Origin of the sequence: Hymenobacter lutimineralis, assembly GCF_008271285.1 — a bacterium.
In the GTDB taxonomy this organism is placed as follows: domain Bacteria; phylum Bacteroidota; class Bacteroidia; order Cytophagales; family Hymenobacteraceae; genus Hymenobacter; species Hymenobacter lutimineralis.
In genome coordinates this window covers 136,454-149,634 of the sequence record NZ_VTHL01000012.1, presented here as the reverse complement: position 1 = coordinate 149,634, position 13,181 = coordinate 136,454, and the positions used below count along the sequence as shown (strand labels likewise).

The following is a 13,181-nucleotide window of genomic DNA, read 5'->3' as shown; positions in this document are numbered from 1 at the left end:
CGCCGCTACTGTCGAGCTTCAAACCGCCTGATGCTCTACTTCTAGCCGGTCCAGCAATTGGGAGGAGGTCAAAACCGCCTGATGCTCTACTTCTAGCCGGTCCAGCAATTGGGAGGAGGTCACGTCTGTAGCGCCTGTAACCTGCACGTTGTACAAAATATGGGGCTTAGCTGTCCAGCTCTGAGCTACCCTCGTATGTAGCAACACAAGTATCCTTTTTACACCTTTTTGCCAAGCACCTCATGAGCTATATCACCGCCGGCCGCGACGCCAATGGCCACGAAGTAAAACTCCACTACGTTGATCAGGGCCAGGGCGACCCGATAGTCCTGATTCACGGCTGGCCCGCTTCCCACGAAATGTGGGAGTACCAGCTGGCCGAACTACCCAAGCACGGCCACCGCGTGGTGGCCTACACCCGCCGCGGCTTTGGCAACTCCACCAAAACCTGGGAGGGCTACGATTACGATACCTTCGCCGATGACTTGAAAGCAGTGCTGGATGAGCTGGACCTGCAAAATGTGACGCTCGTGGGCTTTTCTATGGGTGGCGGCGAGGTAGCACGCTACATGAGCCGCCACGGCGGGGCCCGGGTTGCCCGAGTTGCTTTTGTGTCGGCCGTAACGCCCTTCCTGCTGCAAACCGATGACAACCCCGATGGTGCCCCCAAAGCCAATTTCGACAAGATGGTAGAAGGCATCCATAAGGACCGGTTCGACTTCCTGGCCACGTTTGGCAAACAGTTCTTTGGCGTGGGCACCATTAGCCACCCTGTTAGCAATGCCACCCTGGACTGGATGCAGGCCATGTGCCAGATAGCCTCGCCCCGGGCTACCGAGCAATGCGTGTACGCCTTTGCCGCAACCGACTTCCGTCAGGACTTAAAGACCATCAAGATACCTGCCCTGGTTATTCACGGCAGCAGCGACGCCACGGTGCCGCCCGCCGTAAGTGGGGAACGAATGACCCAGTTTGTCCCCCACGCCCAGTTTGTGGAGTACAGCGGTGCTCCACACGGCTTGTTTATCACGGAGAAAGACCGGCTCAACCACGACCTGCTGCAGTTTGTGGGCGGCACCAAGGTCACCAACTCTAATGCCTTCTCCCTGTAGCTAGCCCATCCTACTGGCCCCTTAGCGCCACCGGTTCCTGTTCGGGAGCCGGCGTCGCTTTTTTTAGGCAGGCCGTGCTATCGACCAAGGAACAACTTCGGCTTGGGGCGTTGCCTATAAGTCGACGTATTTAGCGCAACAAAAACGGCAGCGAGGCGAAATGCCTGCTGCCGTTAGTTTAGGTACGCGTGCCAGTTTTCGTCGATGGAGCCGGCACTGAGTTTCAGGAAGCCGGAAAGCGTAGGCTTTTTGGGCTGTTGCCTGATGGTAAGGCCGGCTTCCTGCGGGGTGCGGTGACCCTTGGCATGGTTGCAACGCGCGCAGGCCGTGAGCAGGTTGCTCCAACTGGAGTCCCCTCCCCTACTCCTGGGCATCACGTGGTCCAGCGTCAGGTTTTTGGTGGACCCGCAGTACTGGCACTCAAAATGGTCCCGCTTCATAATGTTGTGGCGGCTGAGGGCAATGCCCTTGTAAGGCACGCGCACATAGCGCTGCAACCGAATGATGCTGGGCTTCGGAAACGCCTGGGAAATGGTGCGCAGCACGCCCTGATCGGATTTGGCAATCATCTCAGCCTTCTCCAGAAAAAGCAGCACAAACGCCTTTTGCACGCTGCACAGCGTGATGGCAGTATAATCGCCGTTTAGCACAAGCACTTTATGGTCCATACGCAACTGGTTGGAATCATCGGATACAGCGAAAGCTAGATGATTCTAAGCGTATTAACAACAGATACGCCGTTTCAGTTGCGCGTTTTATCAGTAGGCTTTTTGCTCAGCGCAGAGCCCATGCGTAGTCTTCATTTCAGGCCTATCCTCATCAAAAAAGCCCTTGGCACCTATATCGGTGCAAGGGCTTTTCGTGGTTTCATCTTCTGCCTACCGCTGAAAATGCTTAATCCGCCAGCAGGCGCTTGATCAGGCGGAGCTTATGGGAGTACTTCTGCCGGTCGCGGTTGAAGATGCCGTTGTGGTCCAGCGGGTCGATGCGGACCTCGCCGTGAGCGTGCAGAATAGTTTGCTCATCCAGGACGATGCCGACATGTATGATGTTGCCCTCTGCGTTGTCGAAGAAAGCCAGGTCGCCGGGGCGAGCCTGCGCCACAAAATGCACCGGCGCGCCAAAGTCAATCTGCTGCCGGGCGTCGCGGGGCAGCTGCACGCCAATAAGGCCATAGAGCTGCTGCACCAGCCCCGAGCAGTCGAGGCCGAAAATGCTTTTGCCGCCCCAGACGTAAGGGGCCTTCAGGTACAGTTGGGCAACTTTCAGCAAAAGCCGGAGGCGGGGCTCCACGGCGCCGTGCGGCCCGTGCCCGTTCTCGGGGTTGGTGGCCGGGCCATTGTAAAACAACTGCTGGTTGCCGAGGCGCAGGGTCATGCCATCGAAAAATGGTAGCCGGCAGCCCAGCGTAACCGGAATTCGCGTTTTGGCTTCGCTTACCACCTGCACTACATCCAGGCAGCGCGGGTGGTCCTGCTGCTGCCAGGCAGCCAGGTACTCGGCCGAAACGGGCGTGTGCTGCTTGAAATCAATCCAGCCCACATACTGATCGGCCGCCAGGCGTACCTGATGCCAGTTGCCTTGGGTGAGCAGCACAGAGTAGCATTCACCAAACATCAACTCGGTTACCAGTTCGGCCTTATCCGTGGGCTCGGCCCGTACCGGCACGGCGCTCAATGCGCAAATTCCGTGTTCCAAAGAGTGAATGAGTGAGTAAGTGAAGAAGTGCGGTGAGTGCGTAATGCTGCCCACCCGCCACAACTAGTCACGAAGCTCCCGCTTAAACCGCAATCAGCCAAACTTCCTTGCAGAAAACGGCTTATTTCCCTGTTCTCCGCGCTTAATAGTCGCGGGTCCGGTCCATCTCGCGCTTCTGGTCTTTGGCTTTCAGGTCTTCGCGCTTGTCGTAGAGCTTTTTGCCTTTGGCCAGGGCTATTTCCAGCTTGGCAAAGCCCCGGTCGCTCACAAACATGCGCACCGGAATAATGGTGAGGCCCTGCTCGGTGGATTTGTCGGCGAGCTGGCGCAGCTCCCGCTTGTTGAGTAGCAGCTTGCGCGGACGGGTAGGCTCGTGGTTGTTATAGGTGCCTTCGGTGTACTTGGCAATGGTGACGTTGTGCACCCAGAGACTACCATCGGGGTGAAAGGAGCAGAAACCGTCCTGCAGCTGCACGCTGCCATCCCGAATGCTCTTGATTTCGGTTCCCTGCAGCATCAGGCCGGCGTCGTACTGGGCCAGAAAGCTGTATTCGTGCCGGGCGCGGCGGTTTTGGATATTGACGCGCTTAGGCGCATCATCTTTTTGTTTGGCCATGGAAGAGTAGCTCGGAAGTTGGCAGAAACCGGTGATTGGGCTCTATCAACAATACGTTAGGATAGGGAGGCAGCGGAGGAGGTACCGGCTAAGCGTAGCGCCGCGAAACGGGCCTGCAGCCGGGCGCGGTCCACAATGCGCTGCCCCGTGCGGCCCGTGGCTACCAGCCGCTCGCCCACCCGGGCTTCTACGCGACACAGCAGCTCGGCGCCGTTGAGTTGCTCAAAAATAGCGCGAAATTCCACGGTTTCACCTTCAAAAGCCGGAGCGCAGTGCTCTACCGTCAGTGAGGTTCCGATGCCTTCCTCGCCTTCTTCCAGCATGTGCTCCACAAACTAGCGGCTCGCCCACTCCAGGGCCTGGCCCAGCGCAAACGTACTGAGCACCGGGTGAATCAGCTGCCCGTTGAGCACCGCAAAATGCGCGGCCGTCACAGTCAGTTGGTAGTGTTGCTCATCGCCGGGCCGGAATGGATTCTTCATCGGGGTGCTTTTTTACAACAGGTTTCGATTCTTAGCGTGCTACTCTGGCTGCAACTACGGATGGCAGACTTCCCCTAACCGCCCAAAACCAAACCACTACGCACGAAACCACACCTCACAATTTCAGGCGGGGGTCGGAGCTGACGAGCTGGGTGGCAAAGTCGCCGGCCTGGTACTGGAAATGGGCCGTCATGGCTACCATGCCCGCGTTGTCGGTGCAGAACTGAAACGCGGGAATAAACACCTGCCAGTTTTGCGCGGCAGCCTCGTCCTGCAGGGCCTGGCGCAAGCCGCTGTTGGCCGCTACGCCCCCGGCCAGGGCAATTTGCGTGAGGGTATTATCGGCGGCGGCCCGACGCAGCTGGCGCAGGAGCGTTTGAATAATAGTGTACTGAATACTGGCGCAGAGGTCTGGGAGGTTTTCCTGCACGAATTCGGGATTCTGCGCGGTTTCTTTTTTCAGAAAATAGAGCACCGCCGTTTTCAGTCCGCTGAAGGAGAAATCATAGCCGGGCATGGCCCCCACGGGGAAAGCAAAGCGGTGGGGGTTGCCTTCCCGGGCCAATTTATCGAGGTGAGGCCCACCGGGGTAAGGCAGCCCCAGGAGCTTGGCAGTTTTGTCGAAAGCTTCCCCGGCCGCATCGTCGATGGTTTGCCCGATGATTTCCATGTCCAGGGCGCTGCGCACGATGACCAGCTGGGTATGGCCTCCACTTACCGTGAGGCACAGAAACGGAAATACGGGCCGCGGCTCCTCAATGAAGTGGGCCAGGATATGCGCCCGCATGTGGTTGACGGCAATCAGCGGCTTGCCCAGGGCCAAAGCCAGGGTTTTGGCAAACATGCCCCCTACCAGCAGGGAGCCCAGCAGCCCCGGCCCCTGGGTGAAGGCCACGGCGTCCAGGTCTTTCTTGGTGACGCCCGCCCGCTGCAGGGCGGCTTCTACCACGGGAATCAGGTGCTGCTGGTGGGCGCGCGAGGCCAGCTCGGGCACCACGCCGCCGTACTGCTCGTGCACCTGCTGGGTAGCTACCACGTTGGAGCGAATTTCGCCGTCGACCATAATGGCGGCCGAAGTATCGTCGCAGGAAGATTCTATGGCCAGAATAGTGGGCATCCTCTCGTTATTATGAATGAGGAATGAGGAATGAAGAGGAAGAAGTTGGGGAGCTTCTTACCGGGTACGCACGGGTAAAATTCAGAATGCTGCATTCCTCATTTCCCTTCTTCATTTCTAATTCACCGGCAAAGGTCGGAGCAAAACGCTAAACTGCCGCTTCCACCGTTTGTCGGGCTCAACCTCTGCCGCGGTTCTGCCGTTCTGAGCGAAAATTTCCCTTCAGGCAACGGTCCAGGCCAACCGTTTATCTTTGTTCCGATTAGCTGCCGCCTTTTTCTTTTTCTGCCCCCGTGCCCCGTTTCCTGACTGTTCTTCTTAAGGCACTGCTGGTGCTCTTGCTGCTGCTCGTTGTGGTGGTAGGCAGCACGCTGGTAGCCTTGCGGCTGCCGGGGGTACAAACGAACTTGGCGCACCGGGCCGCCACCATGCTTACGGCCCGCCTGGGCCACCGCGTGACGGTAGGCCGCGTAGATGTGCGCCCGTTCTCGCGGGTGCTGCTGGAACAAGTGCGGGTGCTCGACCGGCGCGGCAACGAGCTGTTCAACATTGGCCGCGCCGATGCCGACATCACCCTGTTTTCGGTGTTCGACCCCAGGCACCTGCACGTGGGCAAGCTCACGCTGGAAGAACCGCGCTTTTCGCTTATCACCTACCCTGGGCAGCCCGACAGCACCAACCTCACCGAGTTCCTGTCGGCGGTGCGCCGCCTGATTGGCCCCACCGACACTACCAAAGTTAGTCAGCCCTTCGACTTTAAGATTGACGCCATTGGCCTGCGCAACGGCCGCTTCGTGCTCGACGACCGAAACAAGCCGCGCGAGCCGTACTACGGGCGCACCATGGACTACGCCCATATGTACCTCGACAGTATCTACGGCGACCTGTCCGGCATTCAGCTCCACGGCGACACGATTTACACGCGCGTGCACAACCTGCGCACCGTGGATACGCCCTCCGGCACCCGCCTGCGCGAGCTGACGGCTGACATGACCTACGCCAGCAAGTTCTGGGAGTTTGACAAGCTGAACCTGCGCGTACAAAACAGCCAGCTGCACCACTACGTGCGCTTCGAGTACGACCACTTCCTCAACTTCACCGACTTCAACGACTCGGTGAAGGTTATTGCCCGCCTGAACCCTTCCCGGGTGTATTCCGACGACATTGCCAAGTTTGCGCCCCAGGATTTTCTGCAGACGCTCAACGAAACGGTCCTGCTCTCGGGCGAGGCCAAAGGCTACGTCCGGGACTTCACCACCAAAAATCTGGACGTGCGGTATGGGCGCAACACGCACGTAGTTGGGAACATCAACGTGCAGGGCCTGCCCAACCTCAAGGAAAGCTTCGTGGAGATGCGCCTGCAGCCTTCGGTGGTGGATGGGCGCGACATCCGGCGCTACATTCCGGCCCAGGGCTGGCCCTACGTGCAGCGGCTGGGGACCGTGAAGCTGAAAGGGCAGTTCCTGGGTTTCTACAACGACTTTGTGGCCAACGGCTCCTTCCAGACGGCTCTGGGCTCGGTGGTATCCGACGTAAACCTGAAGTTCAAGACTGACCCGCGCTATTCCAGCTACGAGGGCAACGTGAAAACCACGGCTTTTCAGCTGGGCAAGCTGCTGGGCGACGAATCCACCATCCGCGACGTGACCATGAACGGGCGCGTGGAGGGCGTGGGCTTTACGCCGGCCGGGGCCCGGGTGCAGGCCAATGCCACGGTGCAGAGCATCTGGCTGCAGGGCTACCGCTACCGCAATATCACCACCAACGGGCAGTTCCGCCGGCAGGCCTTTGCTGGCAAGCTCTCCATCGACGACCCAAACCTGCGCGCTACGGCCGATGGCACCGTGGATTTGAACGCCAACCGCCAAGCCTTCGACCTCAAGGCTACGGTGCGCCGCGCCAACCTGCGCACCCTGGGCCTTACCAAGCAGAACATTACGCTGGCCACCACCGCCGACGTGCGCTTCCAGGGGCTGCAGCTGGATAAGCTGCTGGGCAGCGTGGCCTTGCGCAACTCCCGCCTGGGCTTTAATAGCCGCACGGTGGCTGTTGATACGTTTGACGTGTTTTCGCGCCGTGACCCGGACGGCCAGCGCCGCCTGCTCGTGCGCTCCGAAGTAGCCGACCTGACAGCTGTAGGCAACTTCGACTTCTCCCGCGTGCTGCGCGACGTGCAGGTGCTGCTGACGGAATACCGCCTCAACTTTGAGAGCGACGATGCCGCTACGGCCGCCTACTACCGCCGCAAACGCCGCTTGCCCACGCCCGATTATGCCATCAACCTGGATTTACAGCTAAAGAAGCCCAACCCCGTGTTGCACCTGTTTGTGCCGGGCCTGACGGTGGCCGTCAACTCGCGCATTGATGGCTCCTTCCGCAACGGCAACACGTCTATCTTCTCCCTAGGCGGGCACTTCGATACGCTGCAGTTCGACAGTGTGCGCACGTTTAACTCCGACTTCGACTTCACCACCTCTAAGCTGCCGTACCAGCCCGAGGTGCTGGCCCAGGCCAACGTCACGTCGGCGCGGCAGCGGGTGCCGGGGCTGGGCAACACCCAGGATTTTTACGTGGAAGGCGTGTGGGACCAGGAGCGCATCAACTTCTCCACTTCCCTGGCGCAGACGGGCACTACCAACCGCGCGCAGATCAACGGGGCGCTGTCGTTTCTGCCCCAGGCCGTGCAGGTGGTCTTCCGGCAGTCGGGCCTGAACCTGCTGGGCCGCGACTGGACTATTGCCGCCGAAAACTCGATTCTGATCAGCGGCGGCGGCCGGGAAATCGACGTGCAGAACCTCAACCTCTCCAATGGCGCGCAGAGCATCAGCGCCCAGGGGCAGATTTCGGAGGACCCTGCCAAGCTGCTACGCCTGGCCGTACAGAACTTTGAGCTGGGCACCCTCAACACGCTCACCCACCAAAACATTACGGGCCGCGTAAATGCCGTGGGTGACCTGCGCGGCCTTTATGGGCAACTGATTGCCAGTGCCCGACTCGACGTGGATTCGCTGGTGTTTGACCAGGTGCTGATTGGCGACGTAGCCGGGGTGGCTGACTGGGACAACGCGGCGAAGCTGCTGCGCCTCTCGGCCAACGTGTTGCGCGACCAGCAGCGCCTGGTGGCCCTCAGTGGCACCTACAAGCCCAGCGAGCTAAACGACCAGCTCAACGTGACAGCCGTGCTGAACGACGCCCCGGTGAAGCTGGCGGAGCCGCTGCTCAACACCTTGTTTAGCAATATGAACGGCCTGGCCAACGGCACCCTGCGCCTGACCGGCCGGCTGGCGGCCCCCAACTTAATAGGGACCATTGACGTCACCGATGGGCAGCTCACCTTTGACTATCTGGGCACCACGTATACTTTCTCCGACCGAATCCGCTTTCAGGAAGACCGGATTGCCTTCCGCAACATTCGCCTCCGCGACCCGCTCGGCAACTACGGCACCCTCAACGGCAATATCTTCCACCAGGGCTTCCAGAACATGTCGTTGGCCCTCACGGCCTCCTTCCGCAAGCTGCAGGTGCTGAACACCACCCGTAAGGACAACGACCTGTATTTCGGTACGGCCTACGCTACCGGCGACGCCCGCATTACCGGGCCAACGGACAACCTGGTCGTGTTTGTGACGGCACGTAGCGAAGATGGCACCCGGTTTTCCCTGCCGCTCGACAACGCGGCCAAAGCCGAGCAGGCCAACTACATCAAGTTCGTAAACCGCAACTTGCCCGACACGGCCCGGACGGTGAAGATTCCAACCGAGGTAGAAAGCAAAGTCGACCTTTCCGGCATCCGGCTCAACTTCAACCTCGACATCACCCCGGACGCCTACATCGAGATTCTGCTCGACGAAAGCACCGGCGACGTTATCCGGGGAACGGCCAGCGGACAGCTGCGCCTCAACATTGACACCCGCGGAGAGTTCAACATGTACGGGCAGGTGGAGATTGTGCGCGGACTCTACAACTTCACGCTGCAGGGCCTGGTAAACAAAGAGTTTCAGGTGCGGCCGGGCGGCACCATCAGCTGGAACGGCAACCCCTTGGACGGGCAGATGAACGTGACGGCCACCTATACCCAGCGCACCTCGCTGGCGCCTATTATTGCCAACAGCACGGCCACTATCCCCGTCACGGCCGTGATGAACCTGACCGGGCCCCTGCTGCTGCCGGTTATTCAGCTTAGTTTGGAGTTCAACGATATTCCCTCGTCGGCCGAGGGCGAGCTGACCTCTTTCATCACCTCTCTGCGCAACGACGAGCAGGAGCTCAACCGCCAGGTTTTCAGCTTGATTGTGTTCCGCCAGCTCACGTCGCCGGGCTCTTTGTCGGGCGTAGGCAAGTTTGCGGGCTCCGACCTGGGCTTCGGCAATAGCCTGGGGCAGATTATTTCCACCCAGCTTGGCCTGCTCACGGCCCAGATTGACCCGAACCTGGAAATTGCTTTTAACATCAACGGCGTGACGCCGGAGGAGCTGCAGGCTCTACAATTGCGGCTTAGCTACAACCTGCTGGGTGGCCGCCTGCGCCTGACGCGTGAAGGCGGCTTCAGCAACGCCCCCGTCACGGGTACCGATGGCACCGTTATTCCAGGCGCGCAAAGCTCCTTGGTGGGCGACTGGAGCCTGGAGTACTTCCTGCGGGAAGATGGCAAGCTGCGCCTGCGCCTGCGCTACGAAACAACCCCGCGCGACTTTAGCCAAGCCATTGCAGCCAGCAACCAGAACCAGGCCCGGGCAGGCATGAGCGTGCTGCACACGGAGCAGTTCAACTCGGTGCGCGAACTGCTGGCCCGCAAGCGCCTGCGCCGCCGGGAGGAAGCCTCGCGCAAAGCCCGCGAGCTGAACATCGACGATGACCCGCGGACGGTGGTGAATTAAGCAATGAGAACGTGTCATTGCGAGCTTGTGGCGCATCAAGCCAGGGTCGAAACAATCCGTCTTGGGCAATGCCCAACCCATTCGGCTACCAGAAAGCCCTTACTCATAGCACATCAGGAAGGACTTTCTGACAGAGAAAAAGTGTCTGGTGCTGTATAGAACGGATTGCTTCGGCTGCGCCTCGCAATGACACTTCTTCAGTCTTAAATTGGTAGTTTTGCCCCCTATGCCTCCATCGCGCCCAACCCGAAAGAAAAAGCTTGGCTCCTACCCCCATACCATGGTGGTGTTCAGCATCACGCTGGCCTTGCTGGTGATTGGGCTGTTTGGGCTGCTGCTGCTGCACGCGCACAAGCTCTCGGAGGTGGTGAAGGAAAACCTGGAAATGCAGGTGTACCTGGAGCGCGACCTGCCCGAGGCCCAGCTGCTGCGCCTGCAGCAGACGTTTGCCGCCAAGCCTTTCATTGCTTTCCGCGACAACCAGCCCCAGGTACGTTTTCTTTCGAAAGAGGAAGGTGCCCGGCAGTTTGTGGACCAGACCGGGGAAGACTTCCAGCAGTTTCTGGGCGACAATCCATTGCGCGACGCCTACATCCTGAAAATCAACCCCGAGTACACCGATAAGGCGGGGCTGGCCCGCGTGGAGAAAGAGCTGCGCGCCGAAACCGGGGTGTACGAAGTGCAGTACGTACAGAGCCTGATTGACTCCATCAACCAGAACATCCGCAACATTAGCCTGGTGCTGCTGGGCTTCGCAGCCGTGCTGACCATTGTGGTAGTGGTGCTCATCAACAATACCATTAAGCTGGCTTTGTTCTCGCAGCGGTTTCTGATTCGCAGCATGCAGCTGGTGGGCGCCACATCTATGTTCATTCAGCGGCCGTTTTTGCGGCGAGCTACCTGGCAGGGCTTCGTGAGTGGGGTGCTGGCGGCCTTGCTGCTGCTGGCGTTGCTGCAGTACGCCTACCTGCGCGTGGAGGAGTTGCGCTTGCTTCGCGACGAGCGGCTGCTGGCCGTGCTGCTGGTGTTCCTGGTGGCGCTGGGTTCCTTCATTGGTTTTATCAGCTCTTTCCGGGCCGTGCGCAAGTACCTGGGCCTCTCCCTGGATGAGCTCTATTAATATTGAGCGGCTAGCTGTTCGCTCATAGCGAGGCGGCCCGCTGATTGAAAACAAAAAACAAACACCGAATAACGACTATATGGCAACTCAACGCTTCGCCTTCGGGCCGCGCAACTACCGGCTGATGTTTGTCGGCCTGGCTATGCTGGCCGCCGGTTTCATTACCATGACCCTCGACACGACCGAGTACGGAGAAGGTTTCCTGGGCATCACGCTAGGCCCCTTGCTGCTGGCGGCCGGGTTCGTCGTGGAGTTTTTTGCCATCATGGCAAAGTCGGGTAACACTACCGAAACGGCTGCTCCTACGGCCACCGCTGCCTACACCCCAACAACGTCCCCTACGCCAGTGGCTCCGGTGGCTCCCGTGGAGCCGGCTCGTCCTACCTACAAGCGCCCCTAAATGACTTATTGGCAAGCGTTGATTCTGGCTATTGTAGAGGGCATCACGGAGTTTTTGCCTGTTTCCAGCACAGGCCACATGATTATTGCTTCGGCCCTGCTGGGCATTCCGGCAACGGCTTTCACCAAGCTGTATCTGGTGGTTATTCAGTTGGGGGCCATTCTGTCGGTACTGGCCGTGTACTGGCGGCGCTTCTTGCAGAATTTCGACTTCTACCTGAAGCTGCTGGTAGCTTTCCTGCCGGTGGTGGTGGTAGGCCTCACCCTCAAGAAATACATTGATATCCTGCTCGAATCGGTGCTGGTAGTGGGGGTCATGCTGCTGCTGGGTGGCTTGGTGCTAATGTTTGTAGACCGGTGGTTTCCGCAGGAACAACCCGAAGAAGGCCACCCCGTTACCACGCCCAGTTTCCGCCAGGCGTTTGTGATTGGGGTGTTTCAGTGCCTGGCCGTGGTACCAGGCGTGAGCCGCTCGGCCGCTACCATCATTGGGGGCCTCACCCAGAGGCTTACTCGCAAAGCCGCCGCCGAGTTTGCGTTTTTCCTGGCCATGCCTACCATGGCCGCCGCCGCAGCCAAAGACCTGCTCGACTTCTACCAGGACGGCGGCCGCCTCACCGGAGCCGATGTCAAGCTGATCCTGTTCGGCAATGTGGTAGCCTTCGTGGTGGCGCTGCTGGCTATTCGGCTGTTTATTGGGTTTGTCACGCGGTTCGGGTTCCGCGCCTTCGGTATCTACCGCGTTATTGTAGGCGGCATTCTGCTGGTAATGATTGGCCTGGGCATCAACTTACAGCTACTATGAGCCCGGAAGAAAAAGACCCCACGGCCCAGCAGCCCGCGGCCCTGCCGGCCCCAGAACTAGTCCCTAACCAGGCGTCCGCAGAGCTGCTGGCGGTCTGGAATTCCGACGAAGGCGGCGTCCTGCTGCTGAATAAGCCCCTGACCTGGACCTCGTTCGACGTGGTGCGCAAAGTCAAGAACACCCTGCGCATCAAGAAAATCGGCCACGCCGGCACCCTCGACCCGCTGGCTACCGGCCTGCTCATTCTCTGCACCGGCAAGAAAACCAAGCAGATTGACTTGATTCAGGCCCAGGAAAAAGAGTACACCGGCACCTTCCGCCTGGGCCAGACCACGCCTTCCTTCGACCTGGAAACGCCCGTAGACGCCGAGCTGCCCTACGAGCACCTCACCGAGGAGCAGGTGCGCGCTGCTACTGCGCAGTTTATAGGGCTTATCGAGCAGACGCCCCCGCTGTTTTCGGCGGTGAAGGTGAACGGGGAGCGGGCCTACGAAGTGGCCCGGCGCGGCGGCGAGGCCGAAATCAAAAGCAAGCAGGTGACCATCCGGGCGTTTGAGCTTACCCGCATCGAGCTGCCCGAGGTTGACTTCCGCGTGACCTGCTCCAAGGGCACTTACATCCGCAGCCTGGCCCGCGACTTTGGCCTGGCCCTGGGCTGCGGCGCCCACCTCACCAAGCTCGTGCGCACCCGCATCGGGGAGTACGCGGTGGCCGATGCCTTGAGCATGGCGCAGCTGGAAGCCCTGCGGCCACCCCGCCCCGAGGGCGAGGGCGAGCAGCGGCCCCGCCGTCAGCGCCAGCCCGAGCGCCGGGCCGGGTTGGAATACTACAGCGCCACCACGCAGGCGGATAAGCCCGCCACGCCTGACCCGCTGGCGGCTGCGGAGTAAGGTCTGGCATTGGGGATTCGCTTAAAACGCACGTTGTTTATTGAGTAATTAGCCACCCACCCCTA

Annotated in this window: 12 protein-coding genes; 6 read left to right on the top strand and 6 right to left on the bottom strand. The window is 59.8% G+C overall.

The window, feature by feature from the left end; all coding sequences use genetic code 11:
- Window positions 1-242: 242 nt before the first annotated feature.
- Window positions 243-1,112, top strand: coding sequence for an alpha/beta fold hydrolase (locus FY528_RS12680; RefSeq protein ID WP_149071385.1), 870 nt, complete (start codon window positions 243-245; stop codon window positions 1,110-1,112).
- Window positions 1,113-1,285: 173 nt separating this feature from the next.
- On the opposite strand, the gene FY528_RS12675 is transcribed toward FY528_RS12680, so the two are convergent.
- The 6 genes from FY528_RS12675 to tsaD all read right to left on the bottom strand — a co-directional run bounded on the left by FY528_RS12675 (window position 1,286) and on the right by tsaD (window position 5,025).
- Entirely contained in the window at window positions 1,286-1,780 is a 495-nt protein-coding gene (locus tag FY528_RS12675) for an HNH endonuclease (RefSeq protein ID WP_149071384.1), read from the bottom strand.
- A gap of 226 nt (window positions 1,781-2,006) precedes the next feature.
- Window positions 2,007-2,810 (bottom strand): C40 family peptidase, encoded by an 804-nt coding sequence (locus tag FY528_RS12670; RefSeq protein ID WP_232066395.1) that lies wholly within the window; start codon window positions 2,808-2,810, stop codon window positions 2,007-2,009.
- Window positions 2,811-2,952: 142 nt separating this feature from the next.
- Window positions 2,953-3,426 (bottom strand): SsrA-binding protein SmpB, encoded by a 474-nt coding sequence (gene smpB, locus FY528_RS12665; protein ID WP_149071383.1) that lies wholly within the window; start codon window positions 3,424-3,426, stop codon window positions 2,953-2,955.
- Window positions 3,427-3,482: 56 nt separating this feature from the next.
- The gene (locus FY528_RS21570; RefSeq protein WP_373281618.1) at window positions 3,483-3,749 is read right to left on the bottom strand and encodes a thioesterase family protein; all 267 of its coding nucleotides are present in this window, start codon (window positions 3,747-3,749) and stop codon (window positions 3,483-3,485) included.
- Window positions 3,750-3,761: 12 nt separating this feature from the next.
- On the bottom strand, window positions 3,762-3,908 hold the full coding sequence (locus tag FY528_RS21565) for a hypothetical protein (protein ID WP_262383986.1): 147 nt from the start codon (window positions 3,906-3,908) through the stop codon (window positions 3,762-3,764).
- A gap of 115 nt (window positions 3,909-4,023) precedes the next feature.
- Window positions 4,024-5,025, bottom strand: coding sequence for a tRNA (adenosine(37)-N6)-threonylcarbamoyltransferase complex transferase subunit TsaD (gene tsaD / locus FY528_RS12655; RefSeq protein WP_149071382.1), 1,002 nt, complete (start codon window positions 5,023-5,025; stop codon window positions 4,024-4,026).
- 293 nt (window positions 5,026-5,318) lie between these two features.
- On the opposite strand from tsaD, the gene FY528_RS12650 reads away from it, so the two are divergent.
- The 5 genes from FY528_RS12650 (at window position 5,319) to truB (ending at window position 13,116) form a co-directional block, all read left to right on the top strand.
- A complete protein-coding gene (locus FY528_RS12650) occupies window positions 5,319-9,902 on the top strand; it encodes a translocation/assembly module TamB domain-containing protein (RefSeq protein ID WP_149071381.1) in 4,584 nt (1,527 codons plus the stop codon).
- 226 nt (window positions 9,903-10,128) lie between these two features.
- The gene (locus FY528_RS12645) at window positions 10,129-11,022 is read left to right on the top strand and encodes a cell division protein FtsX (RefSeq protein ID WP_149071380.1); all 894 of its coding nucleotides are present in this window, start codon (window positions 10,129-10,131) and stop codon (window positions 11,020-11,022) included.
- A gap of 79 nt (window positions 11,023-11,101) precedes the next feature.
- Window positions 11,102-11,422, top strand: coding sequence for a DUF3098 domain-containing protein (locus tag FY528_RS12640; RefSeq protein WP_149071379.1), 321 nt, complete (start codon window positions 11,102-11,104; stop codon window positions 11,420-11,422).
- Complete coding sequence (locus FY528_RS12635; protein ID WP_149071378.1) at window positions 11,423-12,226, top strand: undecaprenyl-diphosphate phosphatase; 804 nt, start codon at window positions 11,423-11,425, stop codon at window positions 12,224-12,226.
- Window positions 12,223-13,116: a tRNA pseudouridine(55) synthase TruB gene (truB, locus tag FY528_RS12630; protein ID WP_149071377.1), complete on the top strand. Its 894-nt coding sequence runs from the start codon at window positions 12,223-12,225 to the stop codon at window positions 13,114-13,116. Before FY528_RS12635 ends, truB begins: the two co-directional genes overlap by 4 nt.
- The last annotated feature ends 65 nt before the right edge of the window (window positions 13,117-13,181 follow it).

Excerpts from the sequence above, each read along its gene's own strand:
- FY528_RS12680 (WP_149071385.1), top strand. The coding sequence starts at position 243 with ATGAGCTATATCACCGCCGGCCGCGACGCCAATGGCCACGAAGTAAAA.
- FY528_RS12675 (WP_149071384.1), bottom strand. The coding sequence starts at position 1,780 with ATGGACCATAAAGTGCTTGTGCTAAACGGCGATTATACTGCCATCACG.
- smpB (WP_149071383.1), bottom strand. The coding sequence starts at position 3,426 with ATGGCCAAACAAAAAGATGATGCGCCTAAGCGCGTCAATATCCAAAAC.
- FY528_RS21570 (WP_373281618.1), bottom strand. The coding sequence starts at position 3,749 with ATGCTGGAAGAAGGCGAGGAAGGCATCGGAACCTCACTGACGGTAGAG.
- FY528_RS21565 (WP_262383986.1), bottom strand. The coding sequence starts at position 3,908 with ATGAAGAATCCATTCCGGCCCGGCGATGAGCAACACTACCAACTGACT.
- tsaD (WP_149071382.1), bottom strand. The coding sequence starts at position 5,025 with ATGCCCACTATTCTGGCCATAGAATCTTCCTGCGACGATACTTCGGCC.
- FY528_RS12645 (WP_149071380.1), top strand. The coding sequence starts at position 10,129 with ATGCCTCCATCGCGCCCAACCCGAAAGAAAAAGCTTGGCTCCTACCCC.
- FY528_RS12640 (WP_149071379.1), top strand. The coding sequence starts at position 11,102 with ATGGCAACTCAACGCTTCGCCTTCGGGCCGCGCAACTACCGGCTGATG.
- FY528_RS12635 (WP_149071378.1), top strand. The coding sequence starts at position 11,423 with ATGACTTATTGGCAAGCGTTGATTCTGGCTATTGTAGAGGGCATCACG.
- truB (WP_149071377.1), top strand. The coding sequence starts at position 12,223 with ATGAGCCCGGAAGAAAAAGACCCCACGGCCCAGCAGCCCGCGGCCCTG.